Source organism: Paenibacillus taichungensis, assembly GCF_047302525.1.
GTDB lineage: Bacteria > Bacillota > Bacilli > Paenibacillales > Paenibacillaceae > Paenibacillus > Paenibacillus taichungensis_B.
Map to the genome: position 1 here is coordinate 2,054,574 of NZ_CP168020.1, position 26,367 is coordinate 2,080,940.

At 47.1% G+C, this 26,367-nt stretch carries 18 protein-coding genes; 14 read left to right on the plus strand and 4 right to left on the minus strand.

The window, feature by feature from the left end; all coding sequences use genetic code 11:
• Positions 1–72 precede the first annotated feature (72 nt).
• Positions 73–954 (minus strand): helix-turn-helix domain-containing protein, encoded by an 882-nt coding sequence (locus ACDJ58_RS09490; RefSeq protein WP_413377372.1) that lies wholly within the window; start codon positions 952–954, stop codon positions 73–75.
• 203 nt (positions 955–1,157) lie between these two features.
• On the opposite strand from ACDJ58_RS09490, the gene ACDJ58_RS09495 reads away from it, so the two are divergent.
• Together ACDJ58_RS09495 and ACDJ58_RS09500 are read left to right on the plus strand one after the other, a co-directional pair.
• Entirely contained in the window at positions 1,158–2,672 is a 1,515-nt protein-coding gene (locus tag ACDJ58_RS09495) for a tagaturonate reductase (RefSeq protein WP_413377374.1), read from the plus strand.
• Positions 2,672–4,186 (plus strand): UxaA family hydrolase, encoded by a 1,515-nt coding sequence (locus tag ACDJ58_RS09500; protein WP_413377376.1) that lies wholly within the window; start codon positions 2,672–2,674, stop codon positions 4,184–4,186. The genes ACDJ58_RS09495 and ACDJ58_RS09500 overlap by 1 nt, the downstream gene beginning before the upstream one ends.
• Before the next feature lie 109 nt (positions 4,187–4,295).
• Here ACDJ58_RS09500 and ACDJ58_RS09505 read toward each other — a convergent pair whose 3' ends face one another.
• From ACDJ58_RS09505 to ACDJ58_RS09515, 3 genes are all read right to left on the minus strand, one after another.
• A complete protein-coding gene (locus ACDJ58_RS09505; protein ID WP_413377378.1) occupies positions 4,296–4,982 on the minus strand; it encodes a hypothetical protein in 687 nt (228 codons plus the stop codon).
• Between the two features lie 19 nt (positions 4,983–5,001).
• Complete coding sequence (locus ACDJ58_RS09510; RefSeq protein ID WP_413377380.1) at positions 5,002–5,973, minus strand: helix-turn-helix transcriptional regulator; 972 nt, start codon at positions 5,971–5,973, stop codon at positions 5,002–5,004.
• 412 nt (positions 5,974–6,385) lie between these two features.
• Positions 6,386–8,413 (minus strand): beta-galactosidase, encoded by a 2,028-nt coding sequence (locus tag ACDJ58_RS09515; protein ID WP_413377382.1) that lies wholly within the window; start codon positions 8,411–8,413, stop codon positions 6,386–6,388.
• Between the two features lie 133 nt (positions 8,414–8,546).
• Between ACDJ58_RS09515 and ACDJ58_RS09520 the strand changes: the two genes are divergently transcribed.
• The 12 genes from ACDJ58_RS09520 (at position 8,547) to ACDJ58_RS09575 (ending at position 26,295) form a co-directional block, all read left to right on the plus strand.
• Positions 8,547–9,380, plus strand: a complete 834-nt coding sequence (locus ACDJ58_RS09520; protein ID WP_413377384.1) for an AraC family transcriptional regulator — start codon at positions 8,547–8,549, stop codon at positions 9,378–9,380.
• 200 nt (positions 9,381–9,580) lie between these two features.
• A complete protein-coding gene (locus ACDJ58_RS09525; protein ID WP_413377386.1) occupies positions 9,581–10,369 on the plus strand; it encodes an alpha/beta hydrolase in 789 nt (262 codons plus the stop codon).
• Positions 10,370–10,467: 98 nt separating this feature from the next.
• Positions 10,468–11,130, plus strand: a complete 663-nt coding sequence (locus ACDJ58_RS09530) for an SGNH/GDSL hydrolase family protein (RefSeq protein WP_413377388.1) — start codon at positions 10,468–10,470, stop codon at positions 11,128–11,130.
• Positions 11,131–11,146: 16 nt separating this feature from the next.
• Positions 11,147–12,043 (plus strand): SMP-30/gluconolactonase/LRE family protein, encoded by an 897-nt coding sequence (locus ACDJ58_RS09535; RefSeq protein ID WP_413377390.1) that lies wholly within the window; start codon positions 11,147–11,149, stop codon positions 12,041–12,043.
• 363 nt (positions 12,044–12,406) lie between these two features.
• Positions 12,407–15,490, plus strand: coding sequence for a X2-like carbohydrate binding domain-containing protein (locus ACDJ58_RS09540; RefSeq protein ID WP_413377392.1), 3,084 nt, complete (start codon positions 12,407–12,409; stop codon positions 15,488–15,490).
• Between the two features lie 284 nt (positions 15,491–15,774).
• On the plus strand, positions 15,775–17,322 hold the full coding sequence (locus ACDJ58_RS09545) for a response regulator transcription factor (RefSeq protein ID WP_413377394.1): 1,548 nt from the start codon (positions 15,775–15,777) through the stop codon (positions 17,320–17,322).
• Between the two features lie 19 nt (positions 17,323–17,341).
• On the plus strand, positions 17,342–19,108 hold the full coding sequence (locus ACDJ58_RS09550; protein WP_413377396.1) for a cache domain-containing sensor histidine kinase: 1,767 nt from the start codon (positions 17,342–17,344) through the stop codon (positions 19,106–19,108).
• 366 nt (positions 19,109–19,474) lie between these two features.
• Positions 19,475–20,767, plus strand: a complete 1,293-nt coding sequence (locus ACDJ58_RS09555) for an ABC transporter substrate-binding protein (RefSeq protein WP_413377398.1) — start codon at positions 19,475–19,477, stop codon at positions 20,765–20,767.
• Positions 20,768–20,914: 147 nt separating this feature from the next.
• Complete coding sequence (locus ACDJ58_RS09560; protein ID WP_413379572.1) at positions 20,915–21,802, plus strand: carbohydrate ABC transporter permease; 888 nt, start codon at positions 20,915–20,917, stop codon at positions 21,800–21,802.
• Complete coding sequence (locus ACDJ58_RS09565) at positions 21,795–22,625, plus strand: carbohydrate ABC transporter permease (protein WP_274566358.1); 831 nt, start codon at positions 21,795–21,797, stop codon at positions 22,623–22,625. Before ACDJ58_RS09560 ends, ACDJ58_RS09565 begins: the two co-directional genes overlap by 8 nt.
• 175 nt (positions 22,626–22,800) lie before the next feature.
• A complete protein-coding gene (locus tag ACDJ58_RS09570) occupies positions 22,801–25,848 on the plus strand; it encodes a glycoside hydrolase family 2 TIM barrel-domain containing protein (protein WP_413377401.1) in 3,048 nt (1,015 codons plus the stop codon).
• A gap of 141 nt (positions 25,849–25,989) precedes the next feature.
• A complete protein-coding gene (locus tag ACDJ58_RS09575; protein WP_379434710.1) occupies positions 25,990–26,295 on the plus strand; it encodes a hypothetical protein in 306 nt (101 codons plus the stop codon).
• Positions 26,296–26,367: the final 72 nt, after the last annotated feature.

Consider the following 26,367-nt stretch of genomic DNA (forward strand, 5'->3'; position numbering starts at 1 on the left):
CATACCACACGAATAGTATGGAAGAATATGTTACACACAGACAAATCTCTACATTTCAGGATGTCGTGACAATCACGTTTGATCCTGACTCTTCATGGTTTTACGGTAAGCAGCGGGTGTGGTACCCGTCAGTTTCTTGAATTGACGATAAAAATGGGGCAGGCTCTCAAAGCCGCAGGCATCGGCAACAACGGCCATCGTCTCATCACTTCGAAGAAGGTGCTCTTTCGCCATAATGACCCGGCGGGCCAATGCATAGTCAGTTAGCGTCATGCCGGTATACCTTTTGAACGCACGGCTGAAGTGCGCCGGGGATACGGCCGCCTGCCGTGCCAGTTCCGGCAAGGAAAGGCCACTGCGCAGCTCTTCATCCATATGAGTCAGCGTAGAGGAGAGCCAGCCTGGTCCAGGAACACTTCTGGCAGGACTTGCAGGACCAACTGCCTCCAATCGCTCCAGATAAATAAGTAAGAGTTGCAACCGCAGCAGAGCGGCGTGGGCACTCAGGTGATGTTCTAACTGGAATTCTGCATGAATGTCGTCAATTAACGCGGCAACCTGGGCTTGCTCCTTGGCCTGCAGATGCCTCTTGTACACCCTGCGTTTGCGGCAGCGTTCAAATAGAGAGAGCATGGCTGACGCATTGCCTCCCGCTGTGGAGGCCAGTAATCCTGGACTGAAGAACAAGGCCGACGAAGTCACCGGATTCCCGGCATCCGGCAATGCGCGATGTACCGTGCTGCCAGGAATGATGAACAAATCGCCCTCCTGCATGTCCTCAAGACCGGTATCAATGAAAATGGTGCCCTGACCCCGGTATACATAAATAATTTCATGCCAGTCATGAAGATGATCCGGCAACTCGTTCTGGGGGGACTTGGTATCTGCATACACCAGACGAAAGGGAATCCCCGATTCCGCCTGAATGGTTGTACGAACGGGTGAACGTTCCATTCGATCTCCTTTCGAAACAGTGGCTACAAAAAAAGAGAATACACCTGATCATGAAAGAGTACATTTACCGCAATATAAGCAATTAAATTTCCTTTTATTGATGATACAATGAATTTAAAGCGTTTTCAATGGAAGTGTAAGCGGCTGTGTGTCGTGCAGCGGGACATCTGATGTTGACAAATAAAACGATGAGGTGAGTGTTCATGTCGGCGAGCACGAAAAGACCAAGGCTAAAGCTGAATCTGCTTGGAAGTGATAGCCAGCGCAAGTGCAAAGAAGTGATGGAACGTCCCGTAAAGGTACTACAGATTGGGGAAGGCAACTTTCTGCGTGGGTTTGCAGATTGGATGCTTCATGAGAGTGCCAGACAAGGCAAATTCCATGGCAGTGTTGCTGTGACCCAGCCTCGGCCTGGGGGAAAGGCAAAGCTGGAACAAATTCGTGATCAGGACGGATTGTATACGATGATTACCCGGGGGCTGTCACAGGGAAAAGTAGTGGAACGTACGGAAATGATCTCGATTTTTTCACAGTGTATTAATCCGTACGAAGAATGGCAGGATTTTCTGAAACTAGCGGAATTGCCTTCCCTGGAGTTTGTCATCTCCAATACAACCGAATCGGGATTGAAATATACGTATTCAGAGTACACGCAGGGTGAACCGGTACAATCATTTCCGGGTAAACTGACGGTCTTTTTGCATCAACGTTATCTGCGCTTTGATGGGGATCCATCCCGAGGATTGATTCACCTGCCGTGTGAGTTACTTGAGGGCAACGGGGATGTACTGCGCAGTTGTGTGCTGCGGCATAGTGAAGATTTCGGTTATTCTGAAGGCTTCCGTTCATGGATTGAGAACCATAACTTGTTCCTGAACAATCTGGTTGACCGGATTGTCACGGGTGCACCGACCAAGGAAGAAGCCGATTCCCTGACCAATCGCTGGGGATACGAGGATCAACTGGTCAATACGGCAGAGCCGTATCATTTCTGGGCCATCCAGGCAGATGAAGCACTGGACAAGAAACTCCCCCTAAAACAGGCGGGACTCAACGTACATTGGGTGAAGGATTTGAAACCTTTTCAACTGCGCAAAGTTCGTATTCTGAATGGTGCTCATACCCTCATGTCTTCGCTCGGCATTCTGCAAGGCAAGGAACATGTAAGAGAGACGATGGAAGACCCGCAGTTTGGCTCATGGGTCAGAGAAGCGGTACATCAGGAGATCGTACCTGCACTGGATATGCCGGATCATAATCTGGATCAGTACGCAGCTGAAGTGTTTGAACGTTTCCTCAATCCGTATATTAATCACAAGCTGCAGGATATTGCATTAAATACAGTAGGAAAGTTCAAGGTCCGTGTGCTGCCTACACTTTTGGCCTATGAGCAAAATCAGGGGAGCTGGCCTGCCCGGCTCGTAAAGGGATTTGCGGGACTATTGTGTCTATATCGTCCAGTGGCTACGCCAGATGGTTATATGGCACAGCGTCTGAACGGTGAGTCTGTCCTGCTTCGGGATGATGTGGATGTATTGGCTGCACTCGCCAAGCATTGGGATAGTTATGATCCTCTGAAGAGGGATAAGCAGCAATTAGAGCAGAGTGTAGCTGCTGTATTGTCTGATGTATCGATCTGGGGAGAGAATCTGGATGATCGAGAGGGGCTTCGCGAAGCACTCGTTTACGAAATTGGTTTGCTGGAAGGTGAGAGTTAATGAACACAACACGTACAGTCAATGACTGGATTGCGATTCAACCGCAGGATGATGTCATTATAGTTCTTCGGGATTATGTAAAAGGGGAAAGTATTACACTGCCAGACAGCACTGCTTTTACACTAAGGGAAGATGTGCCCAAAGGCCATAAAATTGCTGTGCATACCCTCGCACCGGGCGAGGATGTGATGAAATATGGTTTTTCCATTGGGATAGCCAAAGAACAGATTGAGCAGGGGAGCTGGATTCACAGTCACAATCTAAAAACAGGACTTCACGGATTACTTGACTATCAGTATCAGCCAGGACCACCTGTTCAGACGGACATGCCTCCGGAACATCTGCGTTCATTTGATGGGTATCTGCGCCCTAACGGTGAAGCAGGTATCCGTAATGAAATCTGGATTGTAAATACGGTCGGCTGCATTAATAAAGTATGTGAGGCTTTGGCTCGTATGGGCCAGTCACAGTTCGGCAGCAGGGTGGATGGTGTTTACCATTTCCCGCACCCGTTCGGCTGCTCGCAGCTGGGAGATGACCTGAAATATACGCAGCAGGTACTGGCTTCCCTGGTGGAACACCCGAATGCTGGCGGCGTGCTAGTCATTGGTCTGGGTTGCGAAAATAATCAGGTAGACCAGTTCCGCGAATGTATCGCACCGGAATATCAGGGAAAAGTCCGTTTTCTCAAAGCGCAGGAAACAGATGACGAGCTTGAGGAAGGACTGCGTCTGATGGAAGAGCTAGTGGAACTCGTCGAACATGAACAGCGTCAGCCGCTACCTCTGAGCAAGCTCAAAATTGGATTGAAGTGCGGCGGTTCGGACGGTCTTTCCGGGATTACGGCGAACCCGCTCGTTGGCTCCGTTGCGGATATGCTGGTTGCTGCTGGAGGTACGGCCATATTGACCGAAGTTCCCGAGATGTTTGGTGCAGAGACCATTCTGATGAATCGGGCGGCCAATAAGCAGGTATTTGATGATTTGGTAGGCTTGGTGAACGGTTTCAAGCAATACTTTGTGAACCATGGTCAGAATATATATGAAAATCCTTCACCAGGGAACAAAGCAGGCGGGATTACCACGCTGGAAGAAAAATCTTTGGGATGTACCCAAAAGGGAGGACGTTCTTCCGTAGTTGATGTGCTTCGTTATGGCAAACGTGTCACTCAAACCGGCCTGAACATCGTGGAGGCTCCGGGGAATGATCTCGTCTCTGTTACGGCACTGTCTGCTGCTGGTGCGCACATTGTTCTTTTCACGACAGGTCGCGGAACGCCGTTTGGAGGCCCGGTACCTACCGTCAAGATTGCAACCCAATCTGACCTCGCAAATCGGAAAAAGCACTGGATCGATTTTAACGCAGGTCAACTGCTGGAAGGAAAGACGATGGAAGACGTGAAAGTGCAGCTGTTCAGTCAACTGATCGATATTGCTTCAGGACGGGCGCATACGCTCAGCGAGCAGCATGGATTTCGGGAAATTGCAATATTCAAGGATGGAGTCATCCTGTAATGGTATTCGTTCGTTGCTTTATATCAGTTGCATGTATGATAAACGTATATACAGCAAATCCCGGTAGCCCTTTTCGGCTTCCGGGATTTGTCGTTTACAAGTATTTCAATCAATGTATCGCAAAGGATTTTTTGATTTTGGTGAGTGCGGCAGCAGAAGTATGTTTCTCCAATTGTTGTACCAGGAGTTCGCTCGCATCTGCAACGCTGCCCTCAAACGGCTTAATAGCTTGACGCTTCATCCAGCAGCCTGAGGTCTCATAAGCAGAGCTGTTCCAAGCAACTTTGCCTTCAGCGAGGCCTTCTTTTTCTTTGGTGCCGCAGATGACAATAGCGCTAATGCCTTGAAGGTCCAGCAGCCCCTGGTCAAATGCTTTTTTGTCCTCTTTGGCCCCAAAACCTGCCTGTGAACGCAACGTACGTCCATCAATCCCCTCATGCTTCTCGATTATCTCATACAGTTTGAATGCTTCTCGAGAGAGCAAACCCGCGTCATATTGTTCTTTCATGACTCTGGAGTCCGCTAGCAGACGGTGCACCCATGGGAAATATTCGCGTGAGACAAGAATGGCTTTATTTTTGAGAAATTTGCCATAGGCAGCGATCCCTTCCTCAGCCAGACGTGAACGCCACAACCAGGGATCAAGCGCGTTATCCTTGTGCCAGTTTTCTTTAGGCGTTATGGAGGACAGTGAAGGGTATTCAGGAAATAAAGGGGCGAGTGGGAGCAGTCCCACAGCCTCTATTCGCTGCACAGCTTCTTCGTAAGTTACGATCGATTCATGCTCATTCATCATGATTTTGGCAAGCTCCTTTTTAGCGTGTGCTACAACGATTATTGTTGGAAGTAAGATACATCTGGTATACTTCCTCGGCATGTTTGCGAATCTCGCAGCGAAGGTTCTCGGGTTCAAGTACTTCTGCTTCACTTCCAAGTCGATAAAAAAATCGTACGGCCCAGGCCCACTCACCGGGAGGGCAAAGAAAGGACAGTTCCCATACATCCGGAGCAATCTCGGTCATCCGTTCTCCAATATGCTTGTCCTGTTCTGCCTCGATCATTCCGCTGTAACTCAGACGTGCGGTAACACGTGTCGGAGAAGGTTCGGGAGATTTCGGTTTGCTGCGCTGTCGCTTTGCCTGTTCTGCCAGCTGTTGTGATTCAAGCAGCTCAACTGGCGTAACGTCCAGAATACGGTCTGCCCTGAACAGGCGCTGTTCACCATGCTCCTCCGAATACGCTTCACAATACCAGAAACCGGCTGAAGCATAGATTCGAATGGGGCAGATCGTTAGCCAGCGTTGACGGGAAGCAGAGCGGTATAACATACGCAGCCACCCTTGCTCCGGGATACAAGCCAGAAGCGGTTCCAGATGATGAAGGATGTAGTTTCGCTCGGGAACATCATGCTGCAGTTGTTTGAGCATGGGATCCATCCTTGCTTTGACATCATCCGGAATAATGCTTTTGATTTTGTCCATTAATGTCCAGCGTTTCTCTTGAAAAGGGGTATCTGCATAATGGCTTAGGCCTTCGAGAGCAAAGATGAGAGTAGCTGCTTCAACCGGGTCTAATTGCAGTGGGGGCAGTACATACCCCTCCATAAGTCTGAAGCCGCCTCCGGGACCGGAGATAGCAATGATCGGGACATTCATCTCTGAGAGAGATTGGATATCCCGCAGGATGGTACGGCGGGAAACTTCAAAATTTTCTGCAAGTGAATGTGCCGTTTCGTGACCGTGCTGCAATGCCATAACGATGGCGGCAAGCCGATTTGTTCTATTCATGTCAGCCACTCCGTTTCGAGGGTTGCGCCGCCGGAAAGGATGCTGGAGTGTTCCTCCCATTGTAGCAGTGTATAAGTGACATCATGATTGTCACCAATATTTCGCACGTTATATTATTTATTCTATACAGTGCAGCGACTACTTTCGGAGGGCCGCTTCCTTTTCCCGGCGGTGCGTCGTTAAATTGTGTGTCTCGTCCAATTCGCTTCGCTTCTCGGTATTTCCTTCTAACCGATAGCCTCACAAATAATGACAAAAACCCGTATCCGGTCTAAACGGATACGGGAAGTAGCAGATTGAAACAAGTTCAATCATATAATACTTTAAATTTTAACAATTGACACCCTTTTAAGCTGCAAATATAGATCAATGCGATTTCCATGTAACATGTTGTATCATCAATTTTCGAATATTATTTCATTTCAAGCAGTTGCACACCGCGTCCTTCAATCTCGATCGTACCTGAAAGGGACCGATCTGTGAGCAAATCATTAGCCTCAGCTTTGCCCAAATCATAGGATTGAGCGGTAGCATTGTGATTCATGACAAACAGGTACTGTTGTCCATCCTTGGTACGAGCAGTCACTTCAACACCTTCCGGAGTATCTAGAAGAGAATCAATATTTTTGGTTGCAGCCAGTTGTCCCAGCAAGCCGTCCAGGAATCGATCTTCCGGATCGGAAGCTACATACCAGGCTTCACCTTGACCAAACGTGTTTCGGGTTACCACAGGCATGCCTTTGTAGAAGTCGTCTCCATACTCGGCAATGATTTCTGCACCTTCACTGTGCAGCAAGTCACACAACATGCCGCAACCATATTCTCCTTGAAGATCGCCATAAGCCTCTTTCATGACAATACTGTTTCTTTGCTCAGGCAGCAGTGCATCAATTTCTTCGACCCAGATACCGAGCAGTTTGCGAAGTTCGCCAGGATAACCCCCGGTTGTTACGATATCACTCTCATTGACGATACCACTGAAGAAGGTTGTCAGGAATGTACCACCTGCTTCAACGAACTTCTCCAGTTTGGCCGCAAAGCCTGGTTTAACCATATAGAGTACCGGAGCGAGCACGATGTCGTATTTGCTGATATCGGTATCCACACTAACGATGTCCACCTGAATGTTGCGGCGGAAGAAGGCAGCGTAGTATTTGTGAATTTGATCTACATAGTTCAGTGCAACGGTAGGTCCGCTGGATTTCTCGATCGCCCACCAGTTGTCCCAGTCAAACACAATTGCCACTTTGGCTTCAACAGTAGCATCCAGCGTTTTATCGCCCAGCAGCTGTAATTCCTTGCCCAGCTCCGCGACTTCACGGAATACACGGGTATTCTCATGACCTACATGTTCAATTACTGCACCGTGATACTTCTCGCAGGCGCCAATGGAACGTCGAAGCTGGAAGAACATGATGGTATCGGCGCCATGGGCAACGGACTGGTAACTCCACAGGCGCATAACGCCGGGACGTTTCAGTGAGTTATAGGGTTGCCAGTTCTGCTGGCTGGGTGTTTGCTCCATAAGCATGAACGGTTGACCATCTTTCACTCCACGCATCAGATCATGAGCCATAGCCGTGTAACTGACCGGAGTTGCGAGACCCGGGTAGCTGTCCCAAGAAACGATATCCAGATACTTAGCCCATTTGAAGTAGTCCAGCGGTTTGTAAAATCCCATTAGATTGGTTGTAACCACCGAATCCGGGATATGTTTTTTGATCGCATCATACTCCAGCCGGTAACAATCAAGTATACTGTCGGAGTTAAAGCGAGAGTAATCTAGCGAGATTCCCTGGAAGGTCGAGTTGTTGTCCCCCGAGTGTTCGCTCAGATTACTTGGAAGTACAATCTCGTCCCAATCATAGAACGTGTGTCCCCAGAAATTGGTGTTCCACGTTTTGTTGACATTATCCAATGTCTTATAGCGCTCTTTCAGCCACACGCGGAAGGCTTTCTCGCAGTTTTCACAATAACAGTCGTCGCTGTACTCGTTGGAAACATGCCATACAAGAACAGCTGGATGATCTTTGTAATGTTCCGCCAGTTTTTCTGCAATCTTCTCAGAATATTTGCGATATGTTGGACTGTTCGGACAGGAGTTGTGGCGTCCGCCGAATTTACGCTTACGCCCATTAGTATCTACACGGAGCACATCCGGATATCTCTTCGCCATCCATGCAGGATGGGCAGCAGTGCTCGTTGCGAGGCAAGTATAGACACCGCTTTCATAAAGATTATTAATATATTGGTCAAGACCTTCAAAATTATAAGTCACTTCATCAGGCTGAATCAGTGCCCATGAAAATACGTTGATGGTGGCAATATCAATACCTGCCAGTTTGAACATGCGCAGGTCTTCAATATGGGTTTCGTGATCCCACTGTTCAGGGTTGTAGTCACCGCCATAGAACATTTTGGGTAATTTGCTGCTAATCAATGTGTTCACCTCTTGTATAAGAATAATTTTATATTATATGATTCATATGACTTTTAAAATATAAGAAAAGTAATGATGAGTATAAGAATACGGAAATATATTATTAAACTTTATGCCCAAAGGAGAGCATGCTATGCTTGTTTCACCTCACTATCAGCGCTATTTTATGACCCCACGGGATCAGCCGCTTCCGCTCTACATCGAAAGTATAGGGTATAACGGCAATCAGGAGAATGTGTACAGACCTGCCGGATATCCTTGTTATCACTGGCTTCAGACGGTGAAGGGAACGGGAGAGTTCAGATTTGCAGGTTCAACTGTACTGCTGGGAGAGACATCCGGCATTTTGCTGCCGCCGAATGAGCCGCACGAGTATGTACGCTCGCAAGGAGAATGGGAGACACTTTACATTACATTTGGAGGCTCTCAGTGCCCGGCCATTACGGAGTCACTTGGTTTGGGGGAGGCAGCCCTTCACCAGTGGGACTCAGAGAGCCCGCTTGAATATTATGGCAGGGAAGTGCTGGGTTCCATCAGCAGTGACCAGGATTTATCCGGCTTGGAAGCGTCAGCGGACATGTACCGATTTCTGATTTTGCTCAAAAAACATGGCATGACAGGCAGTCGTTCTTCGATTTCCCATGCCGTGGAACGGCTGGCTCCTTTAATTTCATTTATGAATGAACACTATGCCGATCCCGAAATCGGTCTTGAACAGATGGCCGCCATACCAGGCATTACGCCTAGGCATCTGAATACCCTTTTCAAACAATCCTTTGGCATGACCGCCTATAGTTATTTCATTCTCCTCCGTATTCGCAAATCGAAAGAATGGATGACAGGGGACAGCAAACTAACCGTCAAGGAAACGGCAGCGAAGGTTGGTTTTCGGGATGCGAGTCATTTTGTGGCTACATTTCGGCGGATTGAGGGCGTAACTCCGGAGCAGTATCGAACGTTATATTAATCATTCTGAAGTATAACTGTGCTATAAAACACTGTTCAAGCATGAGGATTCCGTGTAACCTGTTACAAATTGAACAAAAAGTGATGCCAGGAAGGTATTGATGCGCAAGGGTGCTACCCGTTATGATGATATCGATTCCTTAGAATGGAAAACGACTATACGGATCAACGTATCCGTTCAACTTAGAGAGGATGATAGAAGTGACATCAACTATACCATTGTGGGACCATGCAGCACCTTATGCGGCTAAGGGTCATGAGGATGAAATGCCCCATCTGATTCCATTTATTCAGCCCGGTTCCGAGAGCGCTGTCATTATCTGTCCGGGTGGGGGCTATGGATTTTTGGCCGATCATGAAGGAGCTCCAATCGCTGAATTGCTGAACCGTGCGGGAATTAGCGCATTTGTGTTGAAGTACCGTGTGGTGCCTCACCAGCATCCGGCACCCATGGCAGATGGACAGCGTGCGATCCGTTATGTACGGGCTCATGCCGAGCAATTTGGCATTCAGCCTTCCAAGATTGCCGTGCTTGGTTTCTCGGCGGGCGGTCATCTTACAGCCACGTTGGGAACCTTGTATGATGAGGGTCAACCAGATCACGAAGACCCTATTGAAAGGGAGAGTTCACGCCCGGATCGGGTTATTCTTTGTTATCCGGTAATTACGATGGAGTCCTATGGACATGCCGGATCTCGTGAAAATCTGCTTGGGTCAGATGTGTCTGCTGAACAGATCAAGGCTTTCAGTGCGGAGCAGCAGGTGAAAGCCGACGCTCCTGAAGCATTTATCTGGCATACGAGTGATGATCAGGCGGTCCCTGTAGAAAACAGTTTGCGTTACGCGCTTGCCCTGGGTGCACACGGCATTCCTTATGACTTGCATGTATTTGAAAAAGGTTCACATGGTCTGGGATTGGCAGAAGAGGACAATGCCGTTCGGGCTTGGTCTGATCTGTGCCTGACCTGGCTTAAGAATCAAGGGTGGTAATGCGGCACCTGGCTGATCTATGTCTTTCCTGAATATGAAAAATGAACACGAGTGATCTCACATATTTTAACGCTTATGAGAGCGAAGGAGAAACGACAATGAAATTGCAAAAGAATGATAAGCTGCTTTTTATCGGGGATTCAATCACTGATTGTGGCCGTGAACATCCTGTTGGTGAAGGTAGTTCTGGACTGGGGCATGGCTATGTGGCGCAAGTGTATGCCTTGCTGCGTTCCATCTACCCGGAATTGATGTTACGGATTCAAAATGTGGGTAATAGTGGGAATACGATCCGTGATTTGAAGCAGCGCTGGGACCGTGATGTGCTTGATCTCAAACCAGATTGGCTAACCATCATGATCGGGATTAATGATGTATGGCGTCAATTTGACAATCCACTATCCACAGACTCGCAAGTTTTTCTGGAGGAATATGAATCCACACTGCGTGATCTGGTTGCTTCTGTTCGTCCTGGCTTGAAAGGACTTGTTCTGATGTCTCCTTATTATTTGGAAGCCAATCCGGAAGAGCCGATGCGGGCTACGATGGATATATACGGTGAAGCTGTTCGCAGAGTAGCGGCTGAATATGATGCCATTTTCGTGGATACACAGGCCGCATTTACTCCATTCTGGGATCATTTCTATACGTCCGTGCTGACTTACGATCGGGTTCATCCCGATGCAACAGGCCATATGGTGCTTTCCAAAGCGTTCCTGGATGCCATTGGTTTCGAATGGTCAGGCGGCGTCAAATCTTAAAAAGGGACGTGATGGCATGAGCAACTTGAACATTGCAGTACATACCCCGGCACTGTTGGGCGAAGGTCCAAGCTGGGATGCTGAACACAATCGATTATTATGGGTGGATATTGAAAGCTATAAGATCCATGTATACGTTCCGGCTACAGGAGAAGATCGGACTTATGATGTTGGCGAGCATGTAGGTGCGGTTGTGCCATACCAGGATGATAAGGTTGTCGTTGCTTTGCGCAGTGGATTCCACACCTACAACTTGCTCACGGGAGTGTTACAGCCGATTGAAGATCCGGAGAAAGGCAAGGACAATAACCGTTTCAATGACGGGAAGTGTGACGCGCTTGGACGCTTCTGGGCAGGGACGATGAGCATGAACAATGAAAGCAAAGCGGGGGCATTTTATTGCCTGGAGGAAGGACAGCCTGTTCGAACGTTGTTCAGGGATGTATCTACATCCAATGGTTTGGGCTGGAGCCCGGATCAACAGAAGATGTATTACATTGATACGCCGACACGATCCATTGACCGTTTTGATTTTGATCTGGCTGCTGGAGAAATAACGAACCGGACAAGTGTAATTGCTATACCGGAGGAATTTGGCTATCCGGATGGAATGACAGTAGACAGTGAGGGAATGCTGTGGGTTGCCCACTGGGGCGGAGGAAGAGTCACTCGTTGGAATCCGCATACAGCAGAGCTGATGCAACAGATTGAGGTACCTGCAGATCAGGTGACATCCTGCTGTTTCGGAGGGCCTGATTTGGAGGACTTATATATTACGACTGCGCGAATTGGTATTCAAGAAGAACGGCTGACGGAGACGACGAATGCTGGATCTCTATTTGTAGTCAGACCGGGTGTGAAAGGGCAGAAAACCTACGCTTTTGGCGGGGGAGCACAGTCGGATACAAAATAAATGAAGGACCGTGTTACTAGAACTTTGTTCTTCGTCTATAAAATATTTATCAATGGAGAAGGGTGCTGTTTTAAACAGCATCCTTTTTTTATGTTTTCAAAAGCGATATGCAGAAAAAAATACAAAAAATAAAATTTGGGCAGAAGGGGTTTTTTAATTGCCATCGAATGTTATTTATTGCAAGGTTAATCCAATGAATGGTAATCGAAATTGATTTATGAAAGCGTTTTATAAAAATGGAGAGGAGGTGGGGCTGGTTGCCTGTTCCAATGCATTAAATGTCTGACACTGCACTCATCAACATGATGACACAGCGGGGTTTACCGGATGCGATGAACATATTGAAGAGGAGGCTAAGTAATTATGAAAACGTTTTTGGGAAAGCTGCGGGTGATGAGTTTGACAGTTGCCGTTGCAGCAGTTTCACTGGGCGTGCTCGCTGGAACCACAGATGCGGCACCGAGTGATTCATACCAGTGGAAAAATGTCGTAACCGGGGCTGGTGGCGGTTTTGTGCCGGGGATTATTTTCAATGATGCAGAGAAAGATTTGATCTATGCCCGGACGGATATCGGGGGAGCCTATCGCTGGAATCCTGCGAATGAGAGTTGGACCCCGCTCACCGATTTTGTAGGCTGGGATGACTGGAACAAAAACGGTGTCGATGCGCTGGCAACAGACCCGGTTGATCCGAATCGAGTGTATATGGCTGTCGGCACGTACACGAATTCATGGGACAAAAACAACGGCTCCATCCTGCGCTCTACGGACCGCGGTGATACTTGGCAGACCACCACTCTTCCGTTCAAAGTCGGCGGTAACATGACGGGACGTTCCATGGGGGAACGCCTGACCGTTGATCCGAATAAAAATAGCATTTTGTATTTTGGTGCACGCAGTGGCAACGGACTCTGGAAAAGTACGGATTACGGCGTAACCTGGAACAAAGTAACGAGCTTCCCGAATCCCGGTACGTATGTGGAAGACCCGTCTTATGAATATACCAGTGACATCGTGGGTCTTTCTTGGATCACGTTTGACAAATCAACAGGTTCTGCTGGACAGGCAACACAGACCATCTATGTCGGGGTAGCCGACAAAAATCAAAGCATATACCGCAGTACAAATGGAGGCGCAACGTGGAGCGCTGTTGCTGGACAGCCTACAGGCTATTTGCCTCATCATGGGGAACTGGATGCTAATGGAAATCTCTATATCTCTTACAGCGATGGTGCAGGCCCTTATGATGGGGAAAAGGGAGACCTTTGGAAATTAAATACGTCTACAGGGGTATGGACCAACATTAGTCCAGTGCCGAGCAGCAGCTCGGACAATTATTTTGGATACGGCGGACTGGCTGTAGATGCTCAGCATCCTGGTACACTGATGGTGGCAACCCTCAACTCTTGGTGGCCTGACGCGAATCTGTTCCGCAGTACGGACAGTGGAGCTACTTGGACCCGCATTTGGGAATTTGAAGGATATCCAAACCGCAAAATGCGCTATACACAGGATATTTCGGCCGCTCCTTGGTTGACCTTTGGGACGAATCCTGCACCGCCTGAAGTTTCTCCAAAGCTGGGCTGGATGATTGGCGATCTGGAGATTGACCCGTTTGACTCTGACCGCATGATGTATGGGACAGGTGCGACCATCTACGGCACGAAAAATCTGACAGACTGGGATGACGGGAACAAAATCAATATTTCAGTGATGGCCAAAGGGATCGAGGAAATCGCAGTTCTGGATCTGATCAGCCCGCCAAGCGGTGCACATTTGTTAAGTGGAGTAGGGGATGTCTCGGGATTCCGTCATAACGATCTGGATCAGGCACCAGCTACCATGTTTACCAGCCCCAACTACTCTTCTACGGAAAGTCTGGATTTTGCAGAGTTAAGTCCAAATACCATGGTTCGTGTAGGGAAAGCAGACTATACTGCTGATCCGAATGCAAAATCCATTGGTTTATCCAGCGACGGTGGGACCACGTGGTATAAGGCGAACGCAGAGCCTGCCGGTACAACCGGAGGAGGAACCGTAGCTATCTCGGCAAATGGTAACCGACTTGTATGGAGCACCTCAGACAAGGGTGTGCATTATTCCACTGGCGGCAATTCATGGACAGCGAGTTCAGGTATACCCGCACAGGCAAAAGTGATCTCCGACCGGGTAAATCCGAACAAATTCTATGGATTTGCTGCCGGTAAAGTCTATGTGAGCACCAATGGGGGGGCCTCCTTTACTGCATCTGCGGCTATCGGGCTTCCGGTAGAAGGAAATGCAGTTCTGGACGCTGTTCCAGGTACGGAAGGCGAACTTTGGTTTGCAGGTGGCAGTGAAGAGGAAGGGCCATATGGTCTGTGGCATTCCACCGATTCAGGAGCGACCTTTACCAAGCTTGCGAATGTGGAGGAAGCGGACAGCATCGGTTTTGGTAAAGCGGCACCTGGGCAGAACGTGGTCGCGCTGTACACGATTGCTAAGATTGATGGAACACGTGGATTTTTCCGTTCCGATGACGGCGGGGCGAATTGGGTACGGATAAACGATAATCAGCATCAATATGCACGTGTGACCACGATTACAGGTGATCCACGTTTGTATGGAAGAGTGTATCTGGGTACGAATGGACGAGGCATTTTATATGCTGACCGTATTGGTGGGAACAATGGCGGTGGAGAAGGTGGAGGCGAGACTCCGGTGACCAGTTCGACCATCACACCAGTGAATGTGGAATTTGACAAGAATACAGGCAATCAGGCAGATATTCCTGTCACGTTGACACTGAACGGAAACACGCTTAGTGCAATACGTAATGGAAGTACAACGCTGGTTTCAGGGACGGATTACACATTATCCGGCAATCAGGTCGTGTTGAGTAAAACCTATCTGGCTTCTTTGCCCAAGGGAAGCGCAGCGTTAACCTTTCATTTCAGTGCAGGCAATGATGCGATTCTGAATCTGACGATCAAAGACACGACGGCTGTACCCGCAGGAGCCATTCGAATTGAGATGTTCAATGGAACGACTTCAGCAACGGGGAACTCCATTAACCCCAAGATCAAATTAACGAATACAGGTACTTCGGCCATTAATCTTTCCGACGTCAAAATTCGTTACTATTATACGATCAATGGCGCTCAAGCCCAAAACTTTTTCTGTGACTGGGCAACAGCTGGAAACGACAATGTTACAGGGGCGTTTAGCGCGCTGTCGACCCCAGTGACCGGAGCAGATTCCGTGCTGGAGATTGGTTTCAAAACTTCTGCGGGTTCATTGGCAGCGGGGCAAAGTACTGAAATTCAGGCACGGTTCTCCAAAACAGACTGGACCAACTACACTCAGACGGATGATTATTCGTTTGCTCCAAGTCAAACAGCCTATACTGACTGGAACAAAGTAACGGGATATATTGCCGGAAGTCTTCAATGGGGTATCGAACCTTAGACCTGAACTTAAAATGAAAGTATGACTTAATTTAAACGTACATCGATAAGAAGTCCTGGCGCGCCGAAAATGATTCATGGCGCGCCGAGGCTTCTTATTTTGTCGAAATATAGTGTACACTAAAGAGAGTTTCCATTGCTTAAACGTTCGTTTTGAGATATAAAAAGAAGTACAAAACTTTTAAATTAATGTAACCGCTAACACGGGGATGCCATTCTATCCGATATATGATGGTATATCATGCACAGACATAGAAGAAAGATTAGACAAGGGGGTCAAGGGTCATGAACCGGTTGTGTAAGGTGCTGATTGTTGACGATGAGTTTCTTGTAAGGCAAGGCATTAAGCACCATATGAACTGGGAAGCTGAAGGTTTTCAGATTGTAGGTGAAGCTTCCAACGGGGAAGAAGGGCTTGAACAGGTACACTCATTACAGCCGGATATTGTCATTACGGACATCGTGATGCCTGTGATGGATGGGGAAACATTTGTCAGGACGTTAAAAGCCAGTCATCCGCAGATTGAGGTTATCGTACTTAGCAGCTTCAGTGAATTTGAATATGTACGTTCAACGCTCCAAAATGGAGCAGCAGACTATATATTGAAACCCAAACTGGATACCAATGAATTATTACAAGTACTTCAGCGTACGGCTGGCAAAATTCCCGAATTGCAGTTTGAGCCTTCACATGATGGGTGGAGGCTCGGACAACTGATGGAAAAGATGCTGTCCGGTTTTACGTTGGATGAGGAAAACGAGATGCATGTGATTAGGGAGACGTTTCCTCACCGATGTTTCCGCTTACTCGTATATAAGCCGCAGGATACACAAGCACATGTGCACAAGCTGGATAACGAGCAATTGGAGTCCCGGTTACGGGATCTGCTCCCTGATGTGGAGTGCGCAATCGTTCCGGCCGAAGGCTTGTCGCCAGTGGTGCTCCTTAATGTTGAGCCTTCGAAGGATGAATGGATGGTGCAGCGAATTAAGGAGTTGGCGAGCGAGAATAAGGACGGGCAGGACGGACCTTGCTGGGTGCTGAGCGACAGTTTCTCTTCATTTGAAGAGATGGGGGACGTATATCGAACACGTCTGATCAAGCTAATGGAGTATCGCTTTTATTATGAGGACCGTTCTATTCTGGTGTATGGCGAACTTCCGCCTCTTCACCCTGCAGGATATCAGTTCAATGTGAACATGTTTTTGCAGCATGTGAAGCGAAATCGAACAGAAGCCGCAAGAGAATATTTGCAGGAGCATGCCCTTACGTTGGGACGGGATTATATTGCGGATGTGTTTGAAATTAAGTCCTTTCTGGGCAATCTGATCTTTAACGTAACCATCACCTTGGCTGATATGGATGTGCAGTCCGCTGCACTGGAAGAGAGCAAGTATGCCTATTTCAAACATGTGGATGGCGCCTCTAGTCTAACAGAAGCGATGAATGTGCTGGATCAGTTCATGGCTGAGGTACAGGAGTGCACGACTGGAGAGGGCGCAAGACGAAGTGATCCGAATATGAAAATGCTGCTGGAATATATGCATCAGCACTTTGATCAGCCACTCGGACTTGCCGAAGTAGCCAAGCATTTTCATTTTAATCCATCGTACTTGTCCAGTTATTTCTCTTCACACAAAAAAGAAGGCTTTAACGAATATTTGAATAAAATTCGGATTGAAAAGGCAGAGGAACTCCTCCGCTCAGACGATGTTACCATTTCCGAAATTAGCAGCATGGTAGGGTATTCCGACCACAGTTACTTTTGCAAGGTGTTCAAAAAATTTACCGGACTGTCACCGAGCCGATACCGGCGAAAATTCTGGGCATAACGTCAGAAGGAAGAAATAAATGAAGAAATGGATGAATGCATTCTCAAGGCTTGGACTTTTCCCAAAACTGTTCCTCGTTATGTTCGTTAGCATCATTCTTGTCTCCGTGCTCATTCTATGGACATCGATTCATATGTCGACCAAGCTGTTTACCGAGACGTTCAGTATTACGAACTCCAAGGTACTTAGCCAGATCAAAACGAACTTTGAATCCTTTAACGATGCGATTGCTGCTGTATCCAATAATGTTAGCCAAAGCGGGGCAATTCGTGGTTATCTGTCTGAGGGGGAGGGTGACTCCCTCACGATGGCAAAATCCTATTATAATATGAGAGAAACGATGGACCGGATTCAATCAATTACGGAGTCCTATGAAGTTGGTATAACGATTAGCGGTATTAATGGGCGTACGTATTCCACCGATCGATCTCATCTTCGTTTATCAGCAGATGAATTGAAAGAGCAGCCGATTACGCTGGAAGCAGCGGCCAGTCCGAACCGGATCATTTTTGACGACTATCAGACGAATGATGAGACTGCCCAGCAGATGATCTCAGCGACCAAGGCATTGACGGATCGTGCCGAAAACCGACTCTACGGTACGTTGTATGTCACCATGAGAGAGAACGCATTTCGTCAGTTCTATAGCAGTTTCACGAGTAGAGGCAACGATGTGGTTATCCTGAATGATGCGGGGGAGATTGTATCGTCCAATCGTGTAGAATGGATCGGCACCACTCAACTCGAATTGCTGACCTATGCCAGAGAAATGAATAACGAAAGTGTAAAAGGTGTAAATGCGCGTGTCATGGATCAGGACAGTGTGGTACTGTCCGAGTACTTGCCATTTTACCGGTTTTATATCGTAAACGTGGTCGATAAGGATCTCGCGATGGGGCAGCTGATTGACATGAAGACGATTGCTCTGATCTGTGCAGCCATTGTAGCAGGAGCGCTTATACTGGTGTTTCTTATTACGAATCAGATCACCAAGTCGCTGCGCAGACTTGTGAAGCAGATGTCCAATATAACCAAAAGTGATCTGGACAACTATATTCCAGTCAGTGGGAGTTATGAGAGTCGACAGTTAGGTCACGCCTATAACTACATGCTGGACGAACTTCATGACTATGTGGATCAGCTGGTACTTACACAGCGGGAGCAGCGAAATGCCGAGCTAGCGGCGCTGCAAAGCCAGATTAATCCTCATTTCCTGTACAATACCCTGGCTTCCGTGAAAGTCCTGGTTCAGCAAGGTAACAAGGACAGGGCTGCCGAAACCATTAATGCGCTAATCTCCTTATTGCAGAATACGATTAGTAATGTGAGTGAGACGATAACGGTGGAACAAGAAGTAGAAAACCTGAAAAACTATGTATTCATTAATCATGTCCGATACGGAGGACGTATTAAAGCAGCCTTCTACGTAGCTCCGGATTGTACACATTATCACGTACCCAAACTGGTGATTCAGCCCTTTATCGAGAATGCCTTCTTCCATGGATTCATTTCCAAAGAAACAGGCACCATCCATGTGATGGTCTCCAGAGCTGGAGAGTCATTAATATGCGAGATTATGGATAACGGGGACGGAATAGAAGGATTCTCCATGGGTGAGTCACTGCCCAATCCAAAGAATAATCGGCAATTGTTTAGTGGTATTGGTATCAGGAATGTACATGATCGCATAGAGCTATTGTACGGGGCACCTTATGGTGTAACCATAATGAGCAAACCGGGAGAGGGAACAAGAGTTACTGTTACACTCCCGTTGATTACGAGCTAAGCGATCGGGTTTGATTGAATGCAAGAGCGTTACTTTTATGAAAAAGTGGCTTTAATAGAAGGTCTTCCTGTTTTGTCGGTGACAACACGGGAGGGCCTTTTTGGTGCTCAGAGCCTAAGAATGTAGCCTGACTTGTAAAATATTCAGATCAAAAAAGTACAAAATCAAAAGAAATTACAAAAAAACAAATTTAATGCAAGCGGTTTCTGTAAAGGTTTTCATTGTGGCAATAAGATGACAAATCAACACAAAATTATTACTAACGAATGAAGATTTGGGAATGATAAGATGAATTCATCGAGAGCAAACGCTTTCAGAAAACGCAAACAAATTACACACAAAGAGGTCGAAGGGGAGTTGAATCGTTTGAAAAAAATGTGGGTACTGATGCTCGTTACTGTCCTGCTGTTGTCTGCATGTTCTTCCGGTGGTGGAGGGAACAAGGCAAGTGAGGGTGAAAAAACCTCTAATGAAATTACGATCTGGGCTTGGGATAAAGCGTTTAACGTCGCTGCATTAGAAACTGCAAAAGAAGCCTATCAAAAACAAAATCCTGATCTGAAAATCAACATCATTGAATATGCTCAAGCTGACATTATCCAAAAGCTGAATACAGGTTTGAACTCGGGAACAAGCAGCGGCCTTCCGAACATTGTCCTGATTGAAGATTACCGTTCCCAAAGTTTCCTGAACGCTTACCCTGATGCGTTTAAAGATATGTCCTCTACAATCACTGCTTCCGATTTCGCAGATTACAAACTGGGACCAACCGCTTTTGATGGCAAACAGTTCGGAGTTCCGTTTGACTCTGGCGTAACAGGTCTCTACTACAGAACAGATTTGCTGGAGCAAGCAGGCTACAAAGCAGCCGACCTTCAGGACATCACATGGGATGATTACATCAAAATCGGTAAAGATGTGAAAGCCAAAACTGGCAAAGATCTGATCACACTTGATCCTAACGATCTGGGTCTGATCCGTATGATGATTCAATCCGCAGGTTCATGGTATTCCAAAGAAGATGGTAAAACACCTGATCTGGCTGGCAATGCAGCGTTGAAAGAAGCATTTGTAACGTACAAAGCAATGATGGATGCAAATATCGTTAAGTTGAACTCCGACTGGAGCCAATTCGTGGCAGCATTCAACAATGGTGATGTTGCTACCATTCCTACAGGAAACTGGATTACACCATCCGTGCGTCAAGAAGCATCCCAATCCGGCAAATGGGCGGTAGCACCACTTCCTAAAATGGCTGGACAATCGAATTCTGTACACGCATCGAACTTGGGTGGCAGCTCTTGGTACGTCATGAATAATGTTGCTGGTGCAGACCAAGCTGCTGATTTCATGGGTAAAACATTCGGTTCTGATAAACAATTGTATCAAGATTTGTTGAACAACATTGGTGCGATCGGCACGTACAAACCGGCAGCAGAAGGCGAAGCGTTTGATAAAGCCGACGAGTTCTTCGGTGGACAAAAAGTGTTTGCTGACTTTGCAAAATGGACGCAAGAAATCCCTAGCGTAAATTACGGTATCAACACATATGCCATCGAGGACATTCTGGTTGTTGAAATGCAAAACTTCCTGAACGGCAAAGCGATTGATGACGTTCTGGCTGATGCACAGAAACAAGCTGAAGCACAATTAAACTAAGATGATCCACGGTAACTTATAGAACCCAAGGAAGCATCGGAGCCGTTCCACTGTCTGGCACAAGCAACAGCCGACCCGGACATGGTGGAAGGCTCCCTGGGTTCTATCCATGTTACACGGAGAGAGAGGAGCCATACTGTGAAAGCCATGAATACAGGAGACAGTCTCCAAAAGAAAAATAATTTGACTGGATGGGCTTTTATTTCGCTCGCTGCTATCGGGATCGTTGCATTTTACTTCTATCCGATGCTGCAAGCGCTGCTCTTATCGTTCAAGTCGGGTGTAGGAGCCAATCTTGAATTTACGGGCCTGGATAACTATAAAAGATTATTCATTGACACAACGTTCCGTACTGCCGTATCCAATACATTTCTGTATTTGATCATTCAAGTGCCTGTCATGATTATTCTCGGTTTGTTTATTTCCGTTTTATTGAACGACAGTACGTTGCGCTTTCGTAGCTTCTTCCGTACTGCCATCTTCCTTCCTTGCGTAACCTCATTGGTTGCCTACTCTGTCGTATTCAAATATCTATTCTCTTCTGACGGAATGGTTAACCAATTCCTGATGAATCTGCACCTGATTGCTGAACCGATTCAATGGATCACTGACCCGTTCTGGGCTAAAATTACGATTATAATCGCCGTTACTTGGCGTTGGACCGGATATAACATGATTTTCTATCTGTCATCTCTTCAGAACATTGATCAGTCGATCTATGAAGCTGCACGGATTGATGGCGCAAATGCTTTCACGCAATTTTTCAAAATTACCGTTCCATTGCTCAAACCGATTATCCTGTTCACCTCCATTACATCGACGATTGGTACATTGCAAATTTTCGATGAGATTATGAACATTACCAAAGGTGGTCCGGGTAATGCGACGATGTCCATCTCCCAGTACATCTATAACCTTTCGTTCAAATATTCACCGGACTTCGGATATGCGGCAACCGTTTCGTATTCCATCGTGCTGATGATTATCGTATTGTCCATTATCCAGTTCAAAGTGGCAGGTGAGAGAAATGGCTAAAGCAAAAGCAAAACGTATATTCACATATGTCTTTTTGTCCATCGTTGCATTTGTGTCCATCTTCCCGTTCTTCTGGATGCTTGTCAGTTCGACCAATGCTTCTGTAGATGTCACCAAAGGCAGACTGCTTCCTGGATCGGTTTTCCTTGATAACTTCAACAAATTGCTGGATTCGACCAATCTGGTACAGGCACTTGGAAATTCGGCGATTGTTTCCGTTATTTCCACGATTCTTGCTCTGCTGATTGGTTCCCTGGCCGGATATGGATTCGAAGTATATCGGACGAAATCACGTGATATCGTATTTAACATTCTGTTGCTGTCGATGATGATTCCGTTCGCAGCGCTGATGGTTCCTTTATACCGGATGTTTGCTACGATCTCTGGTTTTGCACCGTTCATCGGTATCAACACCATGGCCGCAGTTATTCTGCCGACCATCACAACGGCGTTCCTGATCTTCTTCTTCCGTCAGAACACCAAAATGTTTCCGAAAGAGATGCTTGAAGCAGGCCGGATTGATGGTCTGAGCGAAATTGGTATCTTCCTGAAGATCTACATGCCAACGATGAAAACAACATATGCAGCCGCTGCGATCATTACATTCATGAGTAGCTGGAATAACTACCTGTGGCCTCTCGTGGTGCTGCAGACGCCAGATCAACAGACGATTCCGCTGTTAATCTCGAACCTCGGTTCCAGTTATTCACCGGATTATGGTGTCATCATGACCGCCATCGTCATCGCAACATTACCGACAGCCATTGTATTCTTCATTATGCAAAAACACTTTGTGGCAGGTATGGTTGGTTCTGTCAAGTAATGCATTATTAACAAACCGTCTGAATGGACGTCGATGCAGAAAAGAGAGAAGAGGACGCCTGACATGGCGTGCCTCTGTCTTTCTGTTTGTTTATGTTTGTTTAGTGAAAAGGAAAACAACAATCTGTACTGAATAAGTAATAAATATATTTGTTTTGAGAGGGAGAGAGAGCCGAATGAAAGCAACACAAGCAGATATCAACTGGCTGGGCGATGTGAGCGTATTTGAAGTAAACCGCCTTAACGCTTACTCGGATCATCGCTATTACCGTACTATGGAAGAAGCGAAAGCATCCGGTGCAATGGCTATGCGTTACGATCTTAACGGAACGTGGAAATTTAATTATGCGATCCGTCCGGATTGCCGCCCCGAAGCTTTTTACAAGCAGGACTTCTCCAGTGATGGTTGGGATGCTATTGAAGTGCCGGGTCATATTCAGCTCCAAGGGTACGGTCAGATCCAATACGTAAATACACAGTATCCTTGGGATGGCTTAAACGATCTGCGTCCACCTGCATTACCGCAGGACCAAAACCCGGTAGGCAGTTATATTCGCACATTCCATTTACCAACAGGCTGGCAGAACAGTCCAGTATATATTTCGTTTCAGGGTGTGGAATCTGCATTCTATGTATGGCTTAACGGACAATTTGTCGGATATGGGGAAGACAGTTTTACGCCATCCGATTTTGATCTGACACCATTCCTGCAGGACGGAGAGAATAAACTGGCTGTGGAAGTGTATCAACGCAGCACAGGCAGTTGGTTGGAGGATCAGGATTTCTGGCGGTTCTCCGGCATTTTCAGAGATGTGTATCTGTATACTGTGCCGGCTGCGCATATTCGAGATGTTCGGGTTGTAACGGATCTGGACAAGTCTTATACCCATGGTACGTTAAACGTTGATCTCAAGCTTGAAGGGAAAGCCGCTGCTGGAGCCAAAGTGGAGGTTGAACTGCGGGATGCAGAAGGCAACACGGTGAAAACATTTGGTGGTATTGAAGTTACCAATGGTCTGGTGAGTTTTCGTGAGGAGATTGGAAAAGTAAATCTGTGGAGCGCGGAGATTCCTTACCTGTATCGTCTGTACATTCAAGTATATGATGCAGCAGGCGAGCTGTTGGAGGTTGTACCTCAGGCCGTTGGCTTCCGTACATTTGAAATGATCGATAAAGTGATGCACATCAATGGTAAACGTATTGTTTTCAAAGGCGTAAACCGTCACGAATTCAATCCGCGTCGCGGACGTGCTGTAACCAAGGAAGATATGCTGTGGGATGTTCAGACGATTAAACAAAACAATATGAACGCTGTTCGTACATCTCACTATCCAAACCAAAGCCTATGGTATGAACTGTGTGATGAATATGGATTGTATGTGATTGATGAAATGAACCTGGAGACGCATGGATCATGGCAGAAACTAGGTGCGGTTGAGCCTTCGTGGGTTATTCCTGGTGACCTTCCAGAGTGGCATGATATCGTTATGGATCGTGCGGTGTCGATGGTAGAGCGGGATAAAAACCATCCGTCCATTCTGATCTGGTCTTGTGGTAACGAGTCTCATGGTGGTGAAGTGATCTATAAAGTTTCGCAATATTTCAAATCGGCTGATCCTACACGTCTTGTTCATTATGAAGGGGTGTTCCACGATCGTCGCTTCAACGATACGAGCGATATGGAATCACGCATGTATGCCAAACCGGCGGACATTGAGGAATTCTTGAACGCGAATCCGGAAAAACCATATATCAGCTGTGAGTACATGCATGCCATGGGTAACTCCATTGGCGGTATGCATAAGTATACGGAATTGGAAGACAAGTATCCGATGTACCAGGGCGGATTCATCTGGGATTACATCGATCAAGCCATGTACAAAAAAGATCGTTACGGCAAAGAGTTCCTTGCTTATGGCGGAGATTTCGGTGATCGTCCTTCGGATTATTCGTTCTGTGGAGACGGCATTGTGCACGCAGACCGCAAAGTGTCTGCCAAGATGCAGGAAGTCAAGTTCCTGTACCAAAACATCAAGCTGTTCCCGGATCGGGAAGGTGTGAAAATCGTTAACGATAATTTGTTTGCGGACACGTCTGAATTCGAATTGGTTTACAGTCTGGATCGTGAAGGCCACGAAGTGCTGCGTGGAACACTGGCGGTAAATGTGGGCCCGCAAAGCGAGACCATTGTGAAACTTCCACTTGATGTGGAATCTCTTGCTGGTGGGGAGTATGCAGTGAATACCGCGATTGTATTAAAAGCAGCAACATTGTGGGCAGAAAAAGGCGATGAAGTTGCCTTTGGACAGTTTGTATTTGCTCAGGACAAGTCGAAAATTGTGGAGTCCGATCTGAAACTGATAAATGAAATTCAGGTCGTTGAAGGGGACGTTAATATCGGGGTAAGGGTAGGCCAGACCCATGTCCTGTTCTCCAAGGCTTTCGGAACTTTGGTATCCCTGAAGCTGTCAGGTCAAGAGACGATTGCACAGCCTCCAATGCCGTTGTTCTGGCGTGCGACCACCGATAATGATAAGGGTACTGCTATGGGCTTCGAGCTTGGGGCTTGGTATGCTGCAAGTCTGCTGCCTAGATGTGTGAACTGGAAAGCGGAACAAAACACGGATCAATATCGGATCGAATTCACGTACAAACTTAATATTTCGGCAGATGTACAAGTGAAAGTGGCTTATACCGTCCGTGCAGATGGTAGTGTGCATGTGCATAATACGTATAAAGGAACGGCAGGTCTGCCAGATCTTCCGATTCATGCGCTTTCCTTCAAGACATCACCGGAGTTTGAAAATGTGGAATGGCTGGCGATGGGACCGGAAGAAAACTATGCGGACCGTGCATTTGGCGCACGACTGGGCATCCATGACAGCAAGGTAGTGGATACCGTTGCTCCATATCTTGTACCGCAGGAGTCGGGCAACCGTACGGGTGTACGTTGGGCCAAATTGACCGACAACGCGGGACGTGGCTTCAAAATTGAATCGGCTGCAGTTCCGGTCGAGCTGAATGTATCTCCATATACGGCATTTGAGCTGGAGAATGCACAACATGCATATGAGCTGCCTCCGGTGCATTATACGGTTGTAACGGTAGCCGGCAAACAAATGGGCGTTGGTGGTGACGATAGCTGGGGCGCACCGGTTCATCCGGAGTACCGCATCGCCTCGGACGGCGAACTGCAATTTGAATTTGTCATTCGTGCGCTGTAATAGCGCTATATAAGATGTAGCTAAAGGATAGAGGTCTCCAACACTGGGGGCCTCTGTTTGTTGTTATCAGATGGTGAGCTATGAAACCGCTACCGTATCTGTTTCGTACTGTACTGGACATGGATAAAGGGGGGGCTTCTTTTGAGCAGAAAAGCAAAGACAGGTGTATGGGTAACGATTCTCGTCATACTAGGTATCATCGTAGGATGCTTCATCTGGTATTTCAACACGGCTTCAGGTGAACGTGCGCTGAAAACGATGCGGTCCAACAACTCCGGTGGTCTGGAGCGTGTGGTTAACGTATACAGTAATTCGGGGGAATTGATTCATACGTATGAGGGGAAGATTGATTTGCAGGATACGGAGTATGGAAATAAAGTGCTTTTTGATCTGAATGGCAAACGGATTGTGATTTATAACGCGACAGTGATTAGTGAAGAGAAATAAATGAAGGTGATATGGAGAGTTCAGGCAGGAGCATTCCGATGACACTCTTTCGCTCATATGGTAAAATTAAGG